At 65.7% G+C, this 17302-nt stretch carries 24 protein-coding genes; 15 read left to right on the forward strand and 9 right to left on the reverse strand.

The window, feature by feature from the left end:
- Positions 1-37 precede the first annotated feature (37 nt).
- From ACFWPH_RS21580 to ACFWPH_RS21595, 4 genes are all read right to left on the reverse strand, one after another.
- Positions 38-616 (reverse strand): DUF3558 domain-containing protein, encoded by a 579-nt coding sequence (locus ACFWPH_RS21580; RefSeq protein ID WP_378753678.1) that lies wholly within the window; start codon positions 614-616, stop codon positions 38-40.
- A gap of 144 nt (positions 617-760) precedes the next feature.
- Complete coding sequence (locus tag ACFWPH_RS21585) at positions 761-967, reverse strand: DUF397 domain-containing protein (RefSeq protein WP_378753679.1); 207 nt, start codon at positions 965-967, stop codon at positions 761-763.
- The gene (locus ACFWPH_RS21590; protein ID WP_378753681.1) at positions 964-1845 is read right to left on the reverse strand and encodes a helix-turn-helix domain-containing protein; all 882 of its coding nucleotides are present in this window, start codon (positions 1843-1845) and stop codon (positions 964-966) included. The genes ACFWPH_RS21585 and ACFWPH_RS21590 overlap by 4 nt, the downstream gene beginning before the upstream one ends.
- 396 nt (positions 1846-2241) lie before the next feature.
- On the reverse strand, positions 2242-2976 hold the full coding sequence (locus ACFWPH_RS21595) for a DUF3558 domain-containing protein (RefSeq protein WP_378753683.1): 735 nt from the start codon (positions 2974-2976) through the stop codon (positions 2242-2244).
- Between the two features lie 576 nt (positions 2977-3552).
- On the opposite strand from ACFWPH_RS21595, the gene ACFWPH_RS21600 reads away from it, so the two are divergent.
- From ACFWPH_RS21600 to ACFWPH_RS21625, 6 genes are all read left to right on the forward strand, one after another.
- Positions 3553-4026, forward strand: coding sequence for a hypothetical protein (locus tag ACFWPH_RS21600; protein ID WP_378753685.1), 474 nt, complete (start codon positions 3553-3555; stop codon positions 4024-4026).
- Between the two features lie 19 nt (positions 4027-4045).
- A complete protein-coding gene (locus tag ACFWPH_RS21605) occupies positions 4046-5284 on the forward strand; it encodes a hypothetical protein (RefSeq protein ID WP_378753687.1) in 1239 nt (412 codons plus the stop codon).
- 107 nt (positions 5285-5391) lie between these two features.
- The gene (locus ACFWPH_RS21610; protein WP_378753689.1) at positions 5392-5751 is read left to right on the forward strand and encodes a hypothetical protein; all 360 of its coding nucleotides are present in this window, start codon (positions 5392-5394) and stop codon (positions 5749-5751) included.
- Between the two features lie 327 nt (positions 5752-6078).
- Positions 6079-6270, forward strand: a complete 192-nt coding sequence (locus ACFWPH_RS21615; RefSeq protein ID WP_378753691.1) for a hypothetical protein — start codon at positions 6079-6081, stop codon at positions 6268-6270.
- Positions 6267-6824, forward strand: a complete 558-nt coding sequence (locus tag ACFWPH_RS21620; protein WP_378753693.1) for a hypothetical protein — start codon at positions 6267-6269, stop codon at positions 6822-6824. Before ACFWPH_RS21615 ends, ACFWPH_RS21620 begins: the two co-directional genes overlap by 4 nt.
- 348 nt (positions 6825-7172) lie before the next feature.
- Positions 7173-7793 carry an antibiotic biosynthesis monooxygenase gene (locus ACFWPH_RS21625; protein ID WP_378753694.1) on the forward strand — a complete coding sequence of 207 codons (621 nt, stop codon included), beginning with the start codon at positions 7173-7175 and terminating at the stop codon, positions 7791-7793.
- Positions 7794-7977: 184 nt separating this feature from the next.
- Here ACFWPH_RS21625 and ACFWPH_RS21630 read toward each other — a convergent pair whose 3' ends face one another.
- Positions 7978-8367, reverse strand: a complete 390-nt coding sequence (locus ACFWPH_RS21630) for a winged helix-turn-helix transcriptional regulator (RefSeq protein WP_378753696.1) — start codon at positions 8365-8367, stop codon at positions 7978-7980.
- 80 nt (positions 8368-8447) lie between these two features.
- Between ACFWPH_RS21630 and ACFWPH_RS21635 the strand changes: the two genes are divergently transcribed.
- The gene (locus ACFWPH_RS21635) at positions 8448-8858 is read left to right on the forward strand and encodes a RidA family protein (RefSeq protein WP_378753698.1); all 411 of its coding nucleotides are present in this window, start codon (positions 8448-8450) and stop codon (positions 8856-8858) included.
- 15 nt (positions 8859-8873) lie between these two features.
- Here ACFWPH_RS21635 and ACFWPH_RS21640 read toward each other — a convergent pair whose 3' ends face one another.
- Positions 8874-9836, reverse strand: a complete 963-nt coding sequence (locus tag ACFWPH_RS21640; protein WP_378753700.1) for a zinc-dependent alcohol dehydrogenase family protein — start codon at positions 9834-9836, stop codon at positions 8874-8876.
- Positions 9837-9935: 99 nt separating this feature from the next.
- On the opposite strand from ACFWPH_RS21640, the gene ACFWPH_RS21645 reads away from it, so the two are divergent.
- From ACFWPH_RS21645 to ACFWPH_RS21660, 4 genes are all read left to right on the forward strand, one after another.
- Positions 9936-10562, forward strand: a complete 627-nt coding sequence (locus ACFWPH_RS21645; protein WP_378753702.1) for a TetR/AcrR family transcriptional regulator — start codon at positions 9936-9938, stop codon at positions 10560-10562.
- Between the two features lie 188 nt (positions 10563-10750).
- Complete coding sequence (locus ACFWPH_RS21650) at positions 10751-11119, forward strand: ArsR/SmtB family transcription factor (protein ID WP_378753704.1); 369 nt, start codon at positions 10751-10753, stop codon at positions 11117-11119.
- Positions 11116-12234: an ACR3 family arsenite efflux transporter gene (gene arsB / locus ACFWPH_RS21655; RefSeq protein ID WP_378753706.1), complete on the forward strand. Its 1119-nt coding sequence runs from the start codon at positions 11116-11118 to the stop codon at positions 12232-12234. Before ACFWPH_RS21650 ends, arsB begins: the two co-directional genes overlap by 4 nt.
- A 28-nt stretch (positions 12235-12262) precedes the next feature.
- Positions 12263-12664, forward strand: coding sequence for an arsenate reductase ArsC (locus ACFWPH_RS21660; protein WP_378753708.1), 402 nt, complete (start codon positions 12263-12265; stop codon positions 12662-12664).
- Between the two features lie 12 nt (positions 12665-12676).
- On the opposite strand, the gene ACFWPH_RS21665 is transcribed toward ACFWPH_RS21660, so the two are convergent.
- Positions 12677-13012, reverse strand: coding sequence for a DUF3140 domain-containing protein (locus ACFWPH_RS21665; protein WP_378753710.1), 336 nt, complete (start codon positions 13010-13012; stop codon positions 12677-12679).
- A gap of 212 nt (positions 13013-13224) precedes the next feature.
- Between ACFWPH_RS21665 and ACFWPH_RS21670 the strand changes: the two genes are divergently transcribed.
- Positions 13225-13506 (forward strand): hypothetical protein, encoded by a 282-nt coding sequence (locus tag ACFWPH_RS21670; protein WP_378753712.1) that lies wholly within the window; start codon positions 13225-13227, stop codon positions 13504-13506.
- 6 nt (positions 13507-13512) lie between these two features.
- On the opposite strand, the gene ACFWPH_RS21675 is transcribed toward ACFWPH_RS21670, so the two are convergent.
- Both ACFWPH_RS21675 and ACFWPH_RS21680 read right to left on the reverse strand, forming a co-directional pair.
- The gene (locus ACFWPH_RS21675) at positions 13513-14211 is read right to left on the reverse strand and encodes a dienelactone hydrolase family protein (protein WP_378753714.1); all 699 of its coding nucleotides are present in this window, start codon (positions 14209-14211) and stop codon (positions 13513-13515) included.
- Between the two features lie 128 nt (positions 14212-14339).
- Positions 14340-14849: an ArsI/CadI family heavy metal resistance metalloenzyme gene (locus ACFWPH_RS21680; protein WP_378753716.1), complete on the reverse strand. Its 510-nt coding sequence runs from the start codon at positions 14847-14849 to the stop codon at positions 14340-14342.
- 96 nt (positions 14850-14945) lie between these two features.
- Here ACFWPH_RS21680 and ACFWPH_RS21685 point away from each other — a divergent pair, with 96 nt between their 5' ends.
- The 3 genes from ACFWPH_RS21685 (at position 14946) to ACFWPH_RS21695 (ending at position 17091) form a co-directional block, all read left to right on the forward strand.
- Entirely contained in the window at positions 14946-15305 is a 360-nt protein-coding gene (locus tag ACFWPH_RS21685; RefSeq protein ID WP_378753718.1) for an Rv2640c family ArsR-like transcriptional regulator, read from the forward strand.
- A 212-nt stretch (positions 15306-15517) separates the two neighbouring features.
- Positions 15518-16225, forward strand: coding sequence for a DUF6597 domain-containing transcriptional factor (locus ACFWPH_RS21690; RefSeq protein ID WP_378753720.1), 708 nt, complete (start codon positions 15518-15520; stop codon positions 16223-16225).
- A gap of 11 nt (positions 16226-16236) precedes the next feature.
- The gene (locus tag ACFWPH_RS21695; protein WP_378753722.1) at positions 16237-17091 is read left to right on the forward strand and encodes a hypothetical protein; all 855 of its coding nucleotides are present in this window, start codon (positions 16237-16239) and stop codon (positions 17089-17091) included.
- The last annotated feature ends 211 nt before the right edge of the window (positions 17092-17302 follow it).

A 17302-nucleotide genomic window follows, 5' to 3' on the forward strand; every position in this document is an offset into this window, starting at 1 on the left:
CGCGACGGTAGGCGGAACAGGCTTTTTTCTGCACTGTCTACTCCGGCAAGTACGGTTCCAGCGTCTGCGCGTGTTGGACGGCCAGACCGCAGGGCGGTGATTCCGGCAGCGAATCACGCTTGCCATAGCGCCAATCCGCGTAAATCATTAGTCCGCCCTCTTTCATGGGCAGGCCGACGTAGCAGCGGCGGATAGGGTTCTCGTTGCCGGTGGGATAGAAGGTCAGCCCGGACCGGTCATTGATCTGTACATCGGCAAAGCCGGTCACCTGATCGTTCTCGCGGAACTCATCCAACGTGAAGACAAAGGACCCGACCCCGATGAAGTAAGGACGACCGTCGGCGGGCTCCCAGGCGCACATACGGACCGCAGCTCGATCACCGGGAGCATCGAAGCTCGTATGTTTGGTCTCTGGACTGGCTCCCGTTGCCTCCAATGCCGCTGTCGAGAGTTCCGAACAGGGATTCCACTCGACGCGCGGCTCCCCAGTGGTAGTGCTCGACCCTGCGGACGCCGACTCTCCTCCGTCCGTGCACCCGGCGACCAACCCCGCCGCCACCATCGCGACCACCGCGTTCACCATTGCCTTTGCGTACTTCTTGCTCGCGGTGTGCATACCCCTCCTGCATGGCGTGTGAATGATCCACACGAGATCAGACCTCACGATACAGGCCCCGGCAGTGCAACGGGATCGTGCGGACCACAGGGGGCACCCACCGTGCGTGACGCGGTGAACACGACTGTCGGGACCGGTTCGAGGTCAGGCGGAAGCGGGCCGACCGTTCCGTACACCAGCGGTGAATGTTGCCCACTCGGCGCGACTGAAGGCCAAGACAGGCCCGGCGGGATCCTTCGAGTCCCGGACCCCGACGCTCGTATCGTCGAGCCAGGCGACTTCCACACACTCGTTGGCCGGACCGCTATACGACGACTTGGTCCATTTCGCCCACGGTAGTTCGTAGCTCACTGCTCGTATCTCCTTGCCATCTGCCGCAGCAGGTCTCTAGACGGTAGCTCGTCCAGTGTGGCTCGCCGGAGCGCCACATGAATATGGCGGTAACGCTTCACATCGGGCTCTTCCTCGAAGAACATCGCGCCGATGGGATTCTCACAGAAGACGATGGATGGTTCTGCACTCTCTGCCGGAAAGTCGAGAATGATGTAAGGAAGGACCGGAATCGCATCGCCTGGGAATCCGGCCACGAACGGCAGGATCCGTACGGTCACCCCAGGGTAGGTACTCAAATCGGCTATATGCCGTAATTGAGCAGCCATGACCTCGCGCGAGCCGACGATAGTGTGCAGGACACTCTCGTGGAGGAGGAATTCAGCGGGGACAGCTCTGCGCTGCCGCGTGAGTAGAACTTTCCGCCGCACTCGGACGGCAACTCGGCTCTCCACGTCCTCTGGGGTATCACCAGGTAACACGGGCCGCTCGATGGCGCGCGCATAGTTCGCGATCTGCAAGATTCCAGGGATAATCGCCGGTTGGTACGAGAACAGCTGCGAGGCGCCGGATTCAAGTCCGAGATATGTGCGGTATCCAGGAAGCATCAGATGCCGCGAAGCCTGCCACCATGACTTCGTCGCCGCCTGCTGGGCCAGTGCTTTCAGCTCGGCAATACGTTTCTCGGTGAGTTCGTACAACCGCCCGAACCCCTCCACGTCCCGTAGCTTGACCTTCTCGTTGTGCCCCTTCTCGACTCGGATTACCGAGGTCTTGCTCATTTCCATTTCCTGCGCAGCCTGTTCCAGGGTGAGACCCACCCCCTGCCGCGCTTCTCGTAACGCCCGGCCCAGCTGCCGTCGAGGCAGGGTGGACCCGGGTTGTTCGTCTCGTGCCATAACTCCCCTTCCCCTCTGTCGGCCGGAAAGCCCAGGGCGTGGTCCGATTCGGATGTTTACCCGAAGCGGCACGGTCGGTCATAGGCATTCCGCCAACACGAATCGGACTGTCCCGCTGAACTATTCATTCCGGCGAATCACTGCAACTCAACCATATGCATGAACGGCGCGGAAGGCCTCTGAGCAGCGGGATTCGGCGGAAATGCGCCAAGTGTCCCGTCATGGAACGTTCCAGTTATGACCCGCGAGTAGGTGGAGGTGCACGCAGGCGTAGACGTTGTGATTTCGCCGAGCCCAGCAGGCGTATGGACTACCGTCCAGAAAGGCTCAACCGCACTGCCCGGCCCTGAGTGGTCAGGCGATATCGCTGGACCGCAACCAACAGTCCAGGCGCGCTCATGAGTCGAGTGCGGGCGCGATGATTTCGGCTACCTCACGGATCTGCTCACACGGCTCCGGCGTAACGGCCGCAGAAGGCGCTTTGTCTACTGCAATCTGGAGTGTCCCGTCCGGTGCTTCTATCGCGGCATAACACGAAGACATCATGATCTCCTCGGTCATCCGGTAGATCGCGGCAGGCCGGCCGTTGATCGGGGCGGAGTCGATCACCTGGTACTTATCGTTGCCGGTGACATCCGCCAGCGTCGATGTGCTGGTCATAATGTCCAGTGCGCCGGTCAAGGCGACTTCACCGTTGATATCCGCGTACCGCCAGAAGGTACAGCCGACATCGGTCCGCGTCGGAAAATCGGTGACTTCGGCGGAATTGCGCTCACGGGAACCCGCATCGAATCCTGCCGCTGCGATCAACGAGTCCTCGACCCGGAAACAGGGATCGAAAGCGACCTTGCCGGGCACTGCATTGTCTGCCGCCGGTGGTACGGAGACCTGGATCGATGAGCCGGGAAGAGGTGGCGATGACGGGGATGCACTGACCGGAGCGGCAGCAGAGGTCTCGGGTGTAGGCGCCGTACCATTCGATTCGGAACATCCGACGAGCAGGCCGGCGACCGCGGCAATGGCCGCAGCCATCGTTACTGTCGCCGCTCGTTGCCGAGGCCTCGATTCGGTCCGTACGGTAAGTCGCGAGGTCACGTCGGCTTCTCTCTGACGTCGGGTCGGTTTGCGCATCGAGGATATCCTTTCGCGGCAACGCCTGATATGCGGTCTGCAGGCCTAGTGCGGTAGGTCCGGGCGGATGTTATCGTGGCCCACGATTTCTTTGCTTGGAAGATCGAGGGGGAGCGTTGAGAAGCAATACGCATTCGTTCCGGCCGGGAGATGCGAGGTCTGGGATCCGCTTCTGGGCTATGTCGTTCAGTGAGCTAGATGATGTCCAGCGGTGAACCCACAAGCAGAATCACTGCATTCCTTCGAGACTTTCTTCGGCCCCGAGGGGCCAAGAGTTTCCGAATCCAACTCTTGCGGGTAGCTGTATCTATTGCCGTTGTCGCGGGATTCATGGGGTATGTCGCAAGTACTGGGAATCCGCATTCTGACGGGTCTGGGATCACCGACGGTGCCACCACATCCTGGGGTCCACCAGAATCGACCGGGCCAACCGATCCTCCTCCGCCCCCGGGGTTCCCGCGTATCGAACGCCCTATCATGATCCCGGTCCCGGAGGGATCGCCCCAGGCGGTGCCCACTCGTTACGGGCTGAGCTACACGGTGCCGCGGGGTGACGGCTGGCGGCCGAGTGAAAGTATGGTCGTCGGCTACACCGACCCTGCGGGAGAGCACACGCTGGCGATGTACGGGGCCGTCAGTGACTACGGCCACCACTACTGTGCGGAGACCGATACTTCAGCGCTCGCCTACATCGGGGCCCGTGGCCGAAATGGTGTGGACGCGGCTACCGCGGCACGGCAAGAGATCGAGCTGGTGCCCGAACTGTTTCGCGATTCGGAACTTGCCGCTTCTCTGCGCGTCGAGACGCAGGGGCCTATCGAATACCAGATCGACGGTCGGCCCGCCTTTCGATACACCGCGTCGATTTCCGGAATCGCCAAGAACTCCTCCTGTGATCCCGAAAGCTCGGAATTCACGGTAATCGCCACCCCCGGGTATGCGAGCTCGGAAGTAGCGGTTTTCGTTCTCCGCCGCCATACGGCGATCGACAATGCCCTGACTCGGGAAGAGTCCGAGAAGATTATCGAATCTATACGGAAAACTGGATAGTTGATAGGGGTGGCTGTACTTGCCTGAAGATTTCCGTGCGGTCCCGGAAGAGGTCGCCGGTCTGGGAAACCTGATGGAAGATATCGGAAAGGATGCTTGGAACGCGGCCGCGTTTGTTCGGAAGGAAGGCCCGCCGGCCGACTGGGTGAGCGCGGAGATCATCGACGACCTGCTGGATCCCTTGAGGTCTTTCGCAGAATTGACACATACGCGAATGCTGGGGATCGGCACGGTAACAGCCAACAGTGCTCTTTCGCTGCGCGATGCGGCCTGGCTCTACGTGGACCAGGACAACAGAACCTACGAAGCGCTGAACCGTCAGAAGGAAAACCTTCTCGTCCCGGGGCAAGAGGTGCCCGTGCTCATGGACCAGGAAGCGGCGGGAGCGACGAATGCCTTCGAAGGCGCAGTGGCGTACCCCAAACCGGAGAAGCCGAATCTGGATCCACCGGCGGCCGATAAGGAAGAGTTGATCGGTCTCATCAGCGACGTTGCGCCTCCACTGGGCGCGGTGAACGATTCGATCAAGCGGCTGACCAAGGCGGTGGGTCGTGAGTACGATCCGATGGGCGAGGCGTTGAAGCCGGTCCCTGGCAATTGGTCCGAGATACGACGCATTGGCGAGGCCTACAAGATTGCCGGGCAAGCTCTCGAGTCCTGCGGAAAAAATCTCGAGTCCGGGGCGACGCGCGTGGACGGATACTGGGATGGCCAGGCCGCTCTCGCATTCAGTGATTGGGCTCGCCGCCAGATCGCGGCGATGAAGTGGGAAGGCCCGACGGGCCGGCTCATCTCCGAGGGGTTGGGTGCTGTTTCGGATCAGATCCGTTCTGCTATCCGCTGGGTTCTGAAAGCCCTCTGGGATCTGCTGGAAAGTCAGGTCACGGTCGACAGTGTGACCGATGCGTTCAAGTTTATGTTCAAGAAGATTCCGGCGGTTGGGTGGACCGCCCAGGTTCTTGAAATTGCAATGAAAGTGAAAGATATTATTGCCAAGGTTGTAGACCTTGTCGGCGATATCAGGAAGATGGTCGATTCCGTCAAGACGTTCCTCGATGCTCTACGGGATCCTGCGGCGTATATGCGCGACCAAGCCAACCAGAAATTTGAAGACCTGGTGAAGCCGTTCGCTCAAGGTGTCAAAGCGGCAGACATTCTCAACGACGCGAGGCTGGCTGGAGATCTGTCGCAGACAACGAACAGGCCGCAGAAAGCCTGGGATGTCGGTACCGGACAACAGCCTTGGGGGAACGGGTGAACCCGATTTGGCGCTCTAATCGCGACCTCGACGTCGATCCAGAGGTGGAATCCGCATATCGGAAATTAATGAGCTCGGTGGATGATCTGCGTACTTCGTGTATACGTATGGAGAATTTCAATATCCAGGAATACTTCAACGAGTCGACCGAAGTTACGGAAGAATTCATGCAGGTGCTTGCAGAAGCTCCAGGGGTATCACCGGATCTCGCCGGATACGGTGCGCGAGTACGAAGCGGCGAGTGTCGATGGTCCGATATCGAGTTCTACCTGCGGCCGCTGCCCCCTGAGGTTTCCGAGATCAAGGCATCCGATCGATTTATCTGGAACTGGAGCGCTACACCTGCGCCCCCACCTCCAGCGCCTGAACGTCTTCGTCCGCGTGCTCAGCCGGATGTTGTCGGCCCATCGGACTGGCCTGATGACTTCGACGAGCACCCCAGCTCGCAGCGGGGTTGGCTGGTCTAAAAAGATCTGCCGAAGGACGAGTGAGTCCTAAGCGGTCGAGAGTGACGAGGGTGAGCCCTGCCGGGCGCCGAGGATGGGCCTACGGGTGACGACCGGGTACGGAACGGACCTGATCACGGTCCGATTCGTACCTCTGCGGCGGACCGGGCGTTCCGGTCGCTGGGTCGACGACCCGATTGACTCGGAATGTCTCGCTGAGCCCTTACGACAACTCCTCCGGAGCGGACGATTACCCGCATGGTGGATCGATGCGGAAGCCCTTCGACAGGGCAATCACGGCACCCCGGAAACAGAACGCACAGTGCAGAACTGGGGGAGTGGCGTGCGGTGTGGCAGCGGGATCGGCAGCAGATCCGGATCATCCGGGTGCGTAACGTCGCCGACGATCGGACCGTGGTCGCGGTGAGCGATCCCGAGGCCGCACCGGATCTCGCCGAGGTGCGGGAACGGTTTCCGGAACTCTCCGCACTGTGGGATGTGATCCGGCATCAGTTCTGGGCGCAGAGGTCCGCCGGATGAGCGCGATCCGTTATCCCGACGACGAGTCCATCGACGAGATCACCGCCCGCTTTCTGCTATCGATGCCCGCGAGTTTGCTGCCGATGCTGTACGGGTTCCGGTTCGACGGGGACAGTGTCGCCGCCGAATGCGCCGCCGTCGATCTCACGGGCGACCGGGGCGACGACGAACCCAATCCGATCCACGTGCGGGCCGCGCAGTTGCGGAAGGCGCTGGGAACGGACATGTTCGGGTTCGGGCTCGTGTTCGTGGTGTGCGCCGATCAGCTCACGGATCGGGTGGAGAACCGGCATATCCCCGAACCGGTCCGGGTGGCGGCCCGGCAGCTCCCCGATACCGGTGACCTGATCGTCGCCGTGGTCATGGACGCGACCGGCCGGCAATGGTGGGCCGTCGCCGACCGCTACCTGCTCGAGCTGAACCCGGTGCGTATCCACGTACCCGCCGCGGCACCGGCCGAATGGCGGATACCCGCAACGCTCGACGCCTCCCTGTGGACCGCCGCGCTCGCGCTCGACGAAACCAACCACCCGCACCTGCTCCGGTGCTGGTGAGGGAGTTCGGATGATCACAGAAGGGCGGGTGCGCGCTGCCTCACGGGGGCGGGCGGATCTGATTACAGGCCTCCGGCGCAGGCTGGAACAGACAGGTGCTGACGACGCGGGCAGTGTCAGCGCGGTGCTGCAGGAACTTCGCGACAGCGAGCGGTACTGATGTCGCACTGGTTGCATATGACAAGCGGCAGGATCGACATGGGTGGCGCCCACCGGACACCACTGTGAAATCTGCGAGTTGTGAAATGACGACGGGCTACCCCCTTGTCTGTGCGGTGGCGGGGGAGCAGGGTGTAGAGGGCCGGTGGCGCCACCGGGGTGCCGCCCCGAGCAGAGAGGGGGTGGGTCGTGTTCGCGCGATCTACCAGAATTCAGGCGCGACCCTCCGCTATCGATTCCGGGATCGCGTATATGCGCGATGAGGTTCTGCCCGGTCTGCGGGAAATTCCCGGGTGTATGGGGCTGTCGCTGCTGGTCGACCGGGATACCGGGCATTGCATTGCCACCAGTTCGTGGGAATCGCAGGAAGCGATGGACGCGAGCAAGGACCGGATCGCTCCGATCCGTGATCGGGGGCTCGCGATGTTCGGCGGCAGCGCGCAGATCCAGGACTGGGAGATCGCCGGACTGCATCGGGCGCACCGGGCGGGCGAGGGGGCGTGCGTCCGCGCGACCTGGGTGAAGACCGATCCGAGCCGTCTCGATTCGGCCGTGGAGATCTACAAGTCCGCCACCCTGCCCGCGATGGAGCAGCTGGACGGGTTCTGCAGTGCGAGCCTGATGATCAACCGCCGGTCCGGGCGGGCGGTCTCGTGTACCAGCTACGAGAGTGCCGCGGCGATGCGCGCGAGCCGGGAGCAGTCGGCTTCGCTACGGGTGGATGCGGCCCGGCAGACGGGGGTCGAAGCACTCGATGTCCGGGAATTCGAATTGGCGCTCGCACATCTGCGGGTGCCGGAAATGGCGTGAACGCGGAATCAGGACTCGGGGCGCGCGTCGAACAGGGACCGGGCGGCGATGGCAGCCCATGGAGTCCGCCGGGTGGTGGTCACCCTGGTGGGCGGCGATTGGTTCCGTCAGGCCGATCTCCTCGCCCGCGAACCCTGAGGGGGTAGCCGGGGCGGGCTCGCGCAGCCGGCTCGGGATCGCGGTGCTACAGCGCCGGCTGATCCACGTCCAGCCGGTCGTCGAATTCCGCGCGGGCGCGTTCGACCTCGGGCAAGGTGCCGGTCGCCCAGTTCAGGAGTGCGTCGAGGAGGTCCTGTAGCGATCTGCCCAGCGGTGTCAGGCGGTATTCGACGGCGACGGGGCGGGTACTGGTGACGATCCGCTCGATCATCCCGTTGCGTTCGAGGCGGCGCAGCGCGGTGGTCAGCGATTTCTGCGTCACCACCGGTATGGCCCGGCGGAGGCCGTTGAAGCGCAACGGTCCGTGCTCGCACAGGGCATCGAGGATCCGCAGGGACCATTTGTCGAGCACCTGATCGAGCAGGTCGCGGTGCTGTGGGGTGAGCTGCGGGGCCGGTGCGGTGGTTTCCGTCATGATACTTAGTCTCGTTGAAGTTCCCTTCGGGCACCAGGTAGACATCAGATACCTGCTTCGACCAGCGAAAGGGACCACCCATGGCAGTGCAGCTGCTCACCCCCGAAGGTATGTTCGCGCCCGTTCCGTATCACCACGTTTCCATCGCCACCGGTGCCCGCCAGGTGCACATCGCCGGACAGATCGCGCGCGACGCCGACGGTAATCCCGTCGCGACCGGTGACCTCGCCGGTCAGGTCGCGCACGCCCTGCGCAGTACGGCGCGCGGCCTGGCCGGTGCGGGCGCGACGTTCGCCGACGTCGTCCGCCTGCGGTTCTTCGTCACGAACTGGAGTCCGGACAAGTACGACGACTTCGTCGCGGGTATCGACAGCGTCGTCGGCGAGCTGGGGATACCCCAGCCGCTACCGCCGCTGTCGGCGATCGGCGTCGACTATCTCTTCGAACCCGACGTGCTGGTCGAGGTGGAGGCATACGCCGTACTCGACTGATCTTCGCGTTCTCCGCTACGGGATCAGGACGATTCTGCCGAACACCTCGCCGTCGTCCATCTTCCGGTGTGCGAGTGCGGCTTTCTCCAGGGGTAGCGTTTCGTGGACGACTGCGCGGAGGTCGCCGCGGCCGGCGGCGGCCCACTGGTCGAGTTGGACGGCACGGCGGTCGGCCGGTGCGACCGTGTCGGCGCTGAAGGTCGCGAACGACAGTGACTTCAGGAACGAAGCCAGCATGGTCGCGCCGAAATCCGGCGGTGGAAAGCCCGCCACGGCGCCGGCGGCGACCATGCGACCTTTCGGCGCGAGCTTGTCGAAGAATGCCGGCATATCCGGCCCGGAGATGATGTCGATGATCACGTCGTAGCCGGTGGGGACGTCGGTGGTGCCCTGACCGGAACGGTCCAGGACATGGGTGGCGCCGAGTGCGCGGAGGCGGTCGCCGCGTTCCGCCGAGGAGGTCGTGACCGCCACGGCGCGGGCGCCGCCGCTGGCCGCCAGCTGGATCGCCATGACACCGATACTGCCGGCGGCGCCGCGTATCAGCACGGCCTCCCCGGGGGCGAAATGGGCGTGCGCCAGGGCGAAATGGGCCACCATTCCGGAACTTCCGAGGGTGACCGCGTCGGCGGCGGACAGGTCCGCGGGCAGTGGCAGGATTTCCTCGGCCGAGGCGAGGGCCTGTTCCACATAACCGCCGCCGCGGCCCGTGAACGCCCACACCCGCTTGCCGGTCCACGAGGCGTCGACCCCCTCGCCGACAGCGGTGACGGTTCCGGCGACCTCCGAACCGGGGACATGGCCTTCCTCGATGCCGTAGCCGGCGAGGGTGCCGCGGCGGATCATCGCGTCGACACCGCCGACGCCAATCGCCTCGGTGGCTATCGCCACCTGTCCCGGGCCGGGAACGGGGGCCGGGGTATCGATGACGGCCAGCCCGTCGGGGCTGCCGAATGACCGGATGACGACTGCCTTCACTATCTCTCCTCGGTCTGGGGCGGGTCGGCGAGGAACGAATCGTCTCGCTCGATTCCGACGCTAACGGACGCCCCCGTCCGTTTAGCTAAAGTGAGAGGGATGCCCGCCCATTTGACTCACCCGCTGCGCTCCGACGCCAGGGACAACCGCGACCGCATCCTCGAGGCGGCGCGCACCCTGTTCGCCACTGACGGGCTGGATGTCCCGATGCGGGAGATCGCCCGGCTCGCCGAGGTGGGACCCGCCACCCTCTACCGCCATTTCCCGACCAAGGAAGCCCTGGCAACCGAGGCATTCATCGACCAGATGCGTACCTGCCACGCCATCGCCGACGAGGGTCTGGCCGATCCGGACCCGTGGCACGGCTTCTGCCGCGTCATCGAGCGGACGTTCGAGCTGAACGCGCACAGTCGAGGATTCACCGAAGCATTCATGTCGACGTTCCCGAACGCCGTGGATTTCGCCGCGAGCCGGGAGTACGCGCTGAAATCGATCATCGAACTGGCGCGCCGAGCGAAGGAAACCGGGCACCTCCGCCCCGATTTCGTGCTGGACGACCTGATGCTGATGCTCATGGCGCACCGAGGTATTCAACCCGGCTCGCAGGCTGCCCGCACCGCGGCTTCGCGGCGCTTCGCCGCCTTCGTGATCGAAGCATTCCGTGCCACCCCGGAATCCGCGCCGCTGCCGCCGGTCCCGCGGTTGGCCCCCGCGACAGCAGGCTGAAGCCTCATGGTCGACGGTGCCCCGGAGGAGCGGGTCCGGCGGCTGTGCAGCCGGGAACGAACCCGCTGGGGCGACTCGAACATCTGACGGGCTGTCGAGCGTTCGTCGGATGTCGGCGGAGCCCGTCGTGGGATAGTTCACCGGGCGTTCGTTTGCCCTCTGGGTTAGATGACGGTCAATATCGATGCATGTCTAATTCGCAGAGGCCGGTCGAGGGGTGTAGTCCCTCTGCCCTGATCCGGGAACCACTGTCGGCGGATGCCTCGGTGGAGTTGGCGGCGGTCTTCAAGGCGCTGTCGGATCCCGTGCGGTTACGGCTGCTCAGCTCGATCGCGTCGCGGGCCGGGCAGGAAGCCTGCGTCTGCGATCTGTCCGAGGGCATCGAATTGACCCAGCCGACGATCTCGCACCACCTGAAGGTGCTGCGTGGCGCGGGACTGCTCACCAGCGAGCGGCGCGCGTCCTGGGTGTACTACCGGGTGGTCCCGGAGGTACTGCGACAGCTCGCGGAGGTCCTGCTGGTGGAAAGCGGTGCTGCCGCCGAGGTGAACGCGTGAGCGCCGAGACGACCGGCAGCGCACCGGGTGTGGTGGGGAAGCTTTCCACACTGGACCGGTTCCTGCCGGTGTGGATCGGGGTGGCGATGGTCGCCGGGCTGCTGCTGGGCCGGCTGATACCCGGACTCGGCAACGGCCTGGCCGCGGTGGAAATCGACGGGATCTCGCTGCCGATCGCGATCGGGCTGCTGATCATGATGTATCCGGTGCTGGCCAAGGTCCGCTACGACCGGCTCGACACCGTCACCGGCGACCGGCGGCTGCTGGCCGGGTCGCTGGTGCTGAACTGGCTGCTCGGACCCGCGCTGATGTTCGCGCTGGCGTGGCTACTGCTGCCGGACCTGCCCGAATACCGCACGGGGCTGATCATCGTCGGGCTGGCGCGGTGTATCGCCATGGTGATCATCTGGAACGATCTGGCCTGCGGTGACCGGGAGGCCGCCGCTGTCCTGGTGGCGCTGAACTCGGTCTTCCAGGTGATCATGTTCGCGGTCCTGGGCTGGTTCTATCTCTCGATACTGCCCGGATGGCTGGGGCTCGAGCAGACCACGATCGAGGCTTCGCCCTGGGAGATCGCGAAATCGGTGCTGATCTTCCTCGGGATCCCGCTGCTGGCCGGATATCTCACCCGCCGTTTCGGGGAGCGCGCGAAAGGCCGCGACTGGTACGAGGCGACACTGATCCCGCGGATCGGGCCGTGGGCGCTGTACGGATTGCTGTTCACCATCGTGGTGCTGTTCGCGCTGCAAGGCGAGCGGATCACCGCCCAGCCCCTGGACGTCGTGCGGATCGCGGTACCGCTGCTCGCCTATTTCGCGATCATGTGGGGCGGCGGCTATCTGCTGGGTGCGCTCATGGGCCTCGGCTACGAGCGGACGACCACGCTGGCCTTCACCGCGGCGGGCAACAATTTCGAACTCGCCATCGCGGTCGCGATCGCCACCTACGGCGCCACCTCCGGTCAAGCGCTCGCCGGGGTGGTGGGACCGCTGATCGAAGTGCCGGTGCTGGTCGGGCTGGTCTATGTGTCCCTCGCGCTCCGCAACAGGTTCCGGAATCCCGGTGCACCGGTCGACGCGGGCGCGGCTCCCCGCGATGCCGAAGTCCGGCCCTGACCTACTCCTGCAGGAAAGAGACGATTCCATGACCACACCCACCGTGTTGTTCGTCTGCGTCCACAACGCCGGCCGCTCGCAGATGGCCGCCGGATTCCTCACCCACCTCGCCGGGGACGCGATCGAGGTGCGCTCCGCGGGCAGCGCACCCGCCGGCACCGTGAATCCCACGGCGGTCGCGGCGATGGCGGAGGTCGGTATCGATATCGCCGGCCGGTCGCCGAAGATCCTCACCGCGGACGCCGTGCAGTCCTCGGACGTGGTGATCACCATGGGCTGCGGCGACACCTGCCCGGTCTTCCCAGGGATCAGTTACCGGGACTGGGACCTGCCCGACCCGGCGGGTAAAGGTATCGAAGACGTGCGCCCGATCCGCGACGAGATCCGCACCCGGGTGGAAGCGCTCATCGCCGAACTGCTGCCCGCCTGAACCGGCCGGGGGCTACGCCGCTTTCAGCGGGTCGTGTCCGAGGCACATCAGCCGATGCCGGAACTGGGCGTCACCGGCCACCGGCTCCAGATCGTCGCGGCGTTCCGCGGTGATCGTGGCCACCACACGCCGCATAACCGCCACATCGCCGGCGGTCAGATCGGTGCGGCGTTTGCCGAGAATCGCCAGGACCTGCCGCCCGATTTCGGGTCCGGAACGATCCGGTTCCCGTTCGGCCACCGCGCTCGCCGCCTCGGTGCGCAACCAATCGCCGAGCTCACGCGACGACATATTGACCACTCGGTGGAAATCGTCCCAGAGTTCGTCGTCCACCACTGTTTCCGCCATGGGTGTCCACCTCCTACGGTCGCTTGCGGCGCCGCAGTACCCGGCTGCGCCGCGGGCAAACAGGGCACGGTCGCCGATATCGGCGCCGCCGAGGGCCCGCGCTGATGGTGGTCCGCGGTCATCTGCGAGCCGCCCTGCGGCGACGGCGATCGCGCCCGGCCAGACGAGCGCTGCGAGTGTTTCCGCGCGGATACTCGGGGCATACGGGGCGCATGGATACCGACAATTCATCCGGAAACAGTGCCGAGCGCCGGGTCCGCACACAGGTCGATCCGGCCGATCTCCAGCGGCTGCTCGAGGCGGGGCCGGACAGTTGCCTCGTACTGTCCGAGGGGCGAATGCAGGTCCGTGAAGCATCCCCGCGCGACGGTGACGGCCTGGTCGTCGTGACCCGTGCCGACCTCATCGCCCAGCTGGGAGAAAGCCCAGCAGACAATGACCTGGTCACCCAGGCCGCACTGCTCGACAGCGAGGTCCGATCGCTCGGCGCCTGACCCGGCTCAGGACGCCGGGCTCGCCGTGGGTGCGGTGCCGAGGTTGGCCAGGAACCAGTCGGTCGCGAGCGCGGCGACCCGGTCGAGCGCGCCGGGTTCTTCGAACAGATGCGTGGCATCCGGCACGATCTCCAGCCGCGGACGCACGGTCATATGCTGCTGGGCGTCCCTGTTGAGATCCAGAACCATGGCGTCGGCACCGCCGACGATCAGCAGCGTGGGTGTCCGGACCCGGGAGAGGGCGTCGCCCGCGAGGTCCGGGCGGCCGCCGCGGGAGACGACGGCGTGGACGGCGGCCGGGCGCTCGGCGGCAGTGCGGAGTGCGGCCGCGGCACCGGTGCTGGCACCGAACAGGCCGACCGGGTTCTCGGCGGTTGCCGCCCGCCCGGCCAGCCAGTCCACGGTTGCCGCCAGCCGGCCGGACAGCAGCGGTATGTCGAACCGCAGCTCCCGGGTGCTCTGGTCGCGGTGTTCTTCCTCGGCGGTGAGCAGATCGAGCAGGACGGTGCCGAGTCCGGCCCGCTCGAGCACGGCGGCCACGTGCCGGTTGCGCGGACTGTGCCGGCCGCTGCCGGTGCCGTGCGCGAAAACGACGATCCCGCAGTCCGGCGCGGGCAGCCGGATCCGGGCGTCGAGGTGGATATCGCCGATGGGTATCCGCACTTCCTCGTCGACGAACATGCTGTGGCCGGTGGAGTCGTCCATGGTTTCCGTTCCCGTCGTACGGATCGCCGGTGTACCGGCATATCGGGGAACGGATTACCCGCGTCTCATCCGGCAAACAGCGCCCGCGGGCCTCCGGTGCCGCGAGCGCCATGAACCGATAGTCCGCGCTACCGAGCGGCGGGTGCGCAACACGCGTCCGCGGAAGCCGCTTGCGGCTCTGCGTCACCCGCACCGCGGCCGTCGGTGCCGCAGCAGGCCTGCACTGCCGCGCGGTCATCCGTCTCGGCGAACTCGGGCGCGGTGCCGAAATGCTCGGTATCGGCGAGGACGGTGTAGACCTCCCAGCGTTCGGCGTTCGGTCCGGTCACCCACACCTTGTCCTGGGCGGCGAAGCAACATGTGGTCGCGATCTGCTCCTCGGTGAACACACCGGCCTCCGTCAGGCGTGCGATCTCGGCGTGGACCTTCGCCGAGGAGTCGACCTCCACCCCGAGATGGTTGACGCTGCCGCCCTGGCCCGGGTTCTCGATCAGCACCAGCTTCAGCGGCGGCTCGGCGAGGGCGAAATTCGCATATCCCGGTTTGCGTTTCGCGGGTTCGGCGCCGAACAGGGTGGAGTAGAACCCGACGGCCTGTTCCAGATCGTCGACATTCAGAGCGAGCTGTACACGAGACATCGCAAACCTCCAGTTGTGTTACATATATCGAAAAGGTGATGTGGCCGAGTCTGCCACCTTTTCGACATATGTCAATACTGTCGGTAGGATCGCGGTATGCCGAAAACGCTACCCGTCATCGATACGACCGCCCCCGTCTGCTGCGCCCCGGTGGCCGCCGGTCCCATCGACGACGAGGCAGCCCTGCATGTCGCGCTCCGCCTGAAAGCGCTCGCCGACCCGGTCCGGGTCAAACTCATGTCACTGCTGCTGGCCGACCCGGTCGCCGGCGCCAACGGTGGCGACCTCGCCGCCGCGGTCGGCCTGTCCGAATCCACCGTCAGCCACCATCTGACCCAGCTCCGCAAAGCGGGCCTGATCACCTCGGAACGCAACGGTATGAACGTCGTCCACCGCGCCCACCGCGACGCGCTCGCCGCCTTGTGCGTGGTACTGGACCCCAACTGCTGCCGCTGACCGCGGCGCCCGGCCCGATTACCGGAACGCCGCCGAGTTGTGTACCGCCCACTCGGCGAAGGTGTGCGGTGCCCGGCCGAAGCTCTCGACCACCGGTCAGGGCACGAACCGCTGAACCGCACCATCCGCTCCCGTGGAAGCGCTGATCGCGGCCAAGACTGTCGTCGCACGCGCGGCGGAGAGTTGTCGCGGGCACCGGATACAGTCGAGCCGTGGGCGCTTACCGTGAGTACCGGCCACCGGCCGGGTTGGAGCCTGTGGTGGCGTGCGTGTGGGAAAGCGATGCTCTCGTCGACGGTACGCAGCGGGTCATACCGGATGGATGCGTCGATTTGGTCTGGCTGGGCCGGCACCTGCTGGTGGTCGGCGCCGATACCGCGCCGATGATGTGGGCTGCGGTCGGTGAACGAGCCGGGGGCCTTCGATTGCGGCCCGGAGTAGCCGGCCGTGTTCTCGGGGTGCCCGCCGACGAAGTCCGCGATCGGCAACTGCCACTGTCCGAGTTCTGGCCTGCGGTGGCGGACTGGTCCGAACGCCCGGAGTCCGCGGACCCGGCGTCGCGGCTGCGGCTGGTGACCGAAGCACTGCTGCACCGTAGGGCCGAACCGGATCCGCTGGTCGGCGCCGCTGTGCGCCGGTTGGTCGTCCCTCGCACCCGGGTCTCGGCCGTGGCCGCCGACCTGGGAGTCAGCGAGCGACAACTGAACCGCCGGGTTACGGCGGCAGTGGGGTACGGGCCCAAGTTCCTCGCTCGCGTCGCCCGGCTGCGCCGGCTGGTCGCGGCAGACGGGGAATCACTGGCGGACCGCGCGTATGCGGTGGGCTACGCGGGCCAGGCGCATATGACCGACGAGGTACGGCAACTCACCGGCCTCACCCCTGTCCGATTTCTGGAAGACGCCACACTCACAGCTGCCTAACCTCCGGGTATATGAGCATCGACCTCGCAGCCGCCCGGCAGTACATCGAGTCCAGCGCCCGCGTCCTGGAACGGCACCGGCTCGCCGTACTCCTCGACAACGGCCCCGTCGAACCCGTCCGCACCGCACTCGCCGCCTACCGCAACCCCGACGGCGGATTCGGGCACGCATTGGAACCCGATGTGCGATGCCCGGGCAGTCAGCCGTCGGCGGCACTGTCCGCCCTGGAAATACTCGCCGAACTGGACGCCGCCCACGACCCCGTGGTCACCGGGCTGGCCGACTGGATCGCCGGTATCGCCGACCAGGACGGCGGCGTGCCGACCGTCCTGCCGTCGGCCACCGGGCACCCGCACGCCCCGTGGATGGCGCCGAACCCGGAGGCCGGATTCCTCACCTACGCCCTCGCTGCCGGTCTGTGGCGGCTCGGCGTGCAGCATCCGTGGCTCGACAAGGCGACAACATGGTGCTGGAACCGGATCGACGCCGCCGAGGCCCCTGCCGGTTACACCGTGAAATTCGCGCTGCAATTCCTCGATGCCGTACCCGACCCCGTCCGCGCCGCCGCGGCCGTCGAACGCTTCCGGGCCGCGATCCGCGACGACGGCACGGTACCGGTCGAAGGCGGTGTCGAGAACGAGCAGATCGGCCCACTCACGCTGTCCCCGCGCCCGGCGACACCGAGCCGGGCGTTGTTCGGCGAACAGACGATCGCCGCCGACCTGGACCGGCTCGAACGCGAGCAATTGGACGACGGTGGCTGGGATTTCGACTTCCTGCACTTCACACCCGGCCAGACCGTGGAATGGCGCGGCGTGGTGACCCTGGGCAATATCAGCACGCTCCGTGAACACGGCAGGATCTGATCCGCCTGGCGTGGACCAGGGTCCCGCCACCGCAGTGTGGCGACCCCGGCGCTGAGGGGAAAACGGTCGACCGCACGCAGCAACAAGAGTCCCTGGAGCGGGTCACCATGGTCTCGAGGCTGCGCTCACCGCGGCCCGGCGATGGTGCGACCGCGTACTCGGCTCGCTTCCGGAAGCCGCGGCATCGACGCTGTGTGGGACCACGCCTGGA

Origin of the sequence: Nocardia sp. NPDC058499 (assembly GCF_042719915.1) — a bacterium.
Lineage (GTDB): Bacteria > Actinomycetota > Actinomycetes > Mycobacteriales > Mycobacteriaceae > Nocardia.

Excerpts from the sequence above, each read along its gene's own strand:
- ACFWPH_RS21580 (WP_378753678.1), bottom strand. The coding sequence starts at position 616 with ATGCACACCGCGAGCAAGAAGTACGCAAAGGCAATGGTGAACGCGGTG.
- ACFWPH_RS21590 (WP_378753681.1), bottom strand. The coding sequence starts at position 1,845 with ATGGCACGAGACGAACAACCCGGGTCCACCCTGCCTCGACGGCAGCTG.
- ACFWPH_RS21595 (WP_378753683.1), bottom strand. The coding sequence starts at position 2,976 with ATGCGCAAACCGACCCGACGTCAGAGAGAAGCCGACGTGACCTCGCGA.
- ACFWPH_RS21600 (WP_378753685.1), top strand. The coding sequence starts at position 3,553 with ATGGTCGTCGGCTACACCGACCCTGCGGGAGAGCACACGCTGGCGATG.
- ACFWPH_RS21610 (WP_378753689.1), top strand. The coding sequence starts at position 5,392 with ATGGAGAATTTCAATATCCAGGAATACTTCAACGAGTCGACCGAAGTT.
- ACFWPH_RS21620 (WP_378753693.1), top strand. The coding sequence starts at position 6,267 with ATGAGCGCGATCCGTTATCCCGACGACGAGTCCATCGACGAGATCACC.
- ACFWPH_RS21630 (WP_378753696.1), bottom strand. The coding sequence starts at position 8,367 with ATGACGGAAACCACCGCACCGGCCCCGCAGCTCACCCCACAGCACCGC.
- ACFWPH_RS21635 (WP_378753698.1), top strand. The coding sequence starts at position 8,448 with ATGGCAGTGCAGCTGCTCACCCCCGAAGGTATGTTCGCGCCCGTTCCG.
- ACFWPH_RS21645 (WP_378753702.1), top strand. The coding sequence starts at position 9,936 with ATGCCCGCCCATTTGACTCACCCGCTGCGCTCCGACGCCAGGGACAAC.
- ACFWPH_RS21650 (WP_378753704.1), top strand. The coding sequence starts at position 10,751 with ATGTCTAATTCGCAGAGGCCGGTCGAGGGGTGTAGTCCCTCTGCCCTG.
- ACFWPH_RS21660 (WP_378753708.1), top strand. The coding sequence starts at position 12,263 with ATGACCACACCCACCGTGTTGTTCGTCTGCGTCCACAACGCCGGCCGC.
- ACFWPH_RS21665 (WP_378753710.1), bottom strand. The coding sequence starts at position 13,012 with ATGGCGGAAACAGTGGTGGACGACGAACTCTGGGACGATTTCCACCGA.
- ACFWPH_RS21670 (WP_378753712.1), top strand. The coding sequence starts at position 13,225 with ATGGATACCGACAATTCATCCGGAAACAGTGCCGAGCGCCGGGTCCGC.
- ACFWPH_RS21675 (WP_378753714.1), bottom strand. The coding sequence starts at position 14,211 with ATGGACGACTCCACCGGCCACAGCATGTTCGTCGACGAGGAAGTGCGG.
- ACFWPH_RS21680 (WP_378753716.1), bottom strand. The coding sequence starts at position 14,849 with ATGTCTCGTGTACAGCTCGCTCTGAATGTCGACGATCTGGAACAGGCC.
- ACFWPH_RS21685 (WP_378753718.1), top strand. The coding sequence starts at position 14,946 with ATGCCGAAAACGCTACCCGTCATCGATACGACCGCCCCCGTCTGCTGC.
- ACFWPH_RS21695 (WP_378753722.1), top strand. The coding sequence starts at position 16,237 with ATGAGCATCGACCTCGCAGCCGCCCGGCAGTACATCGAGTCCAGCGCC.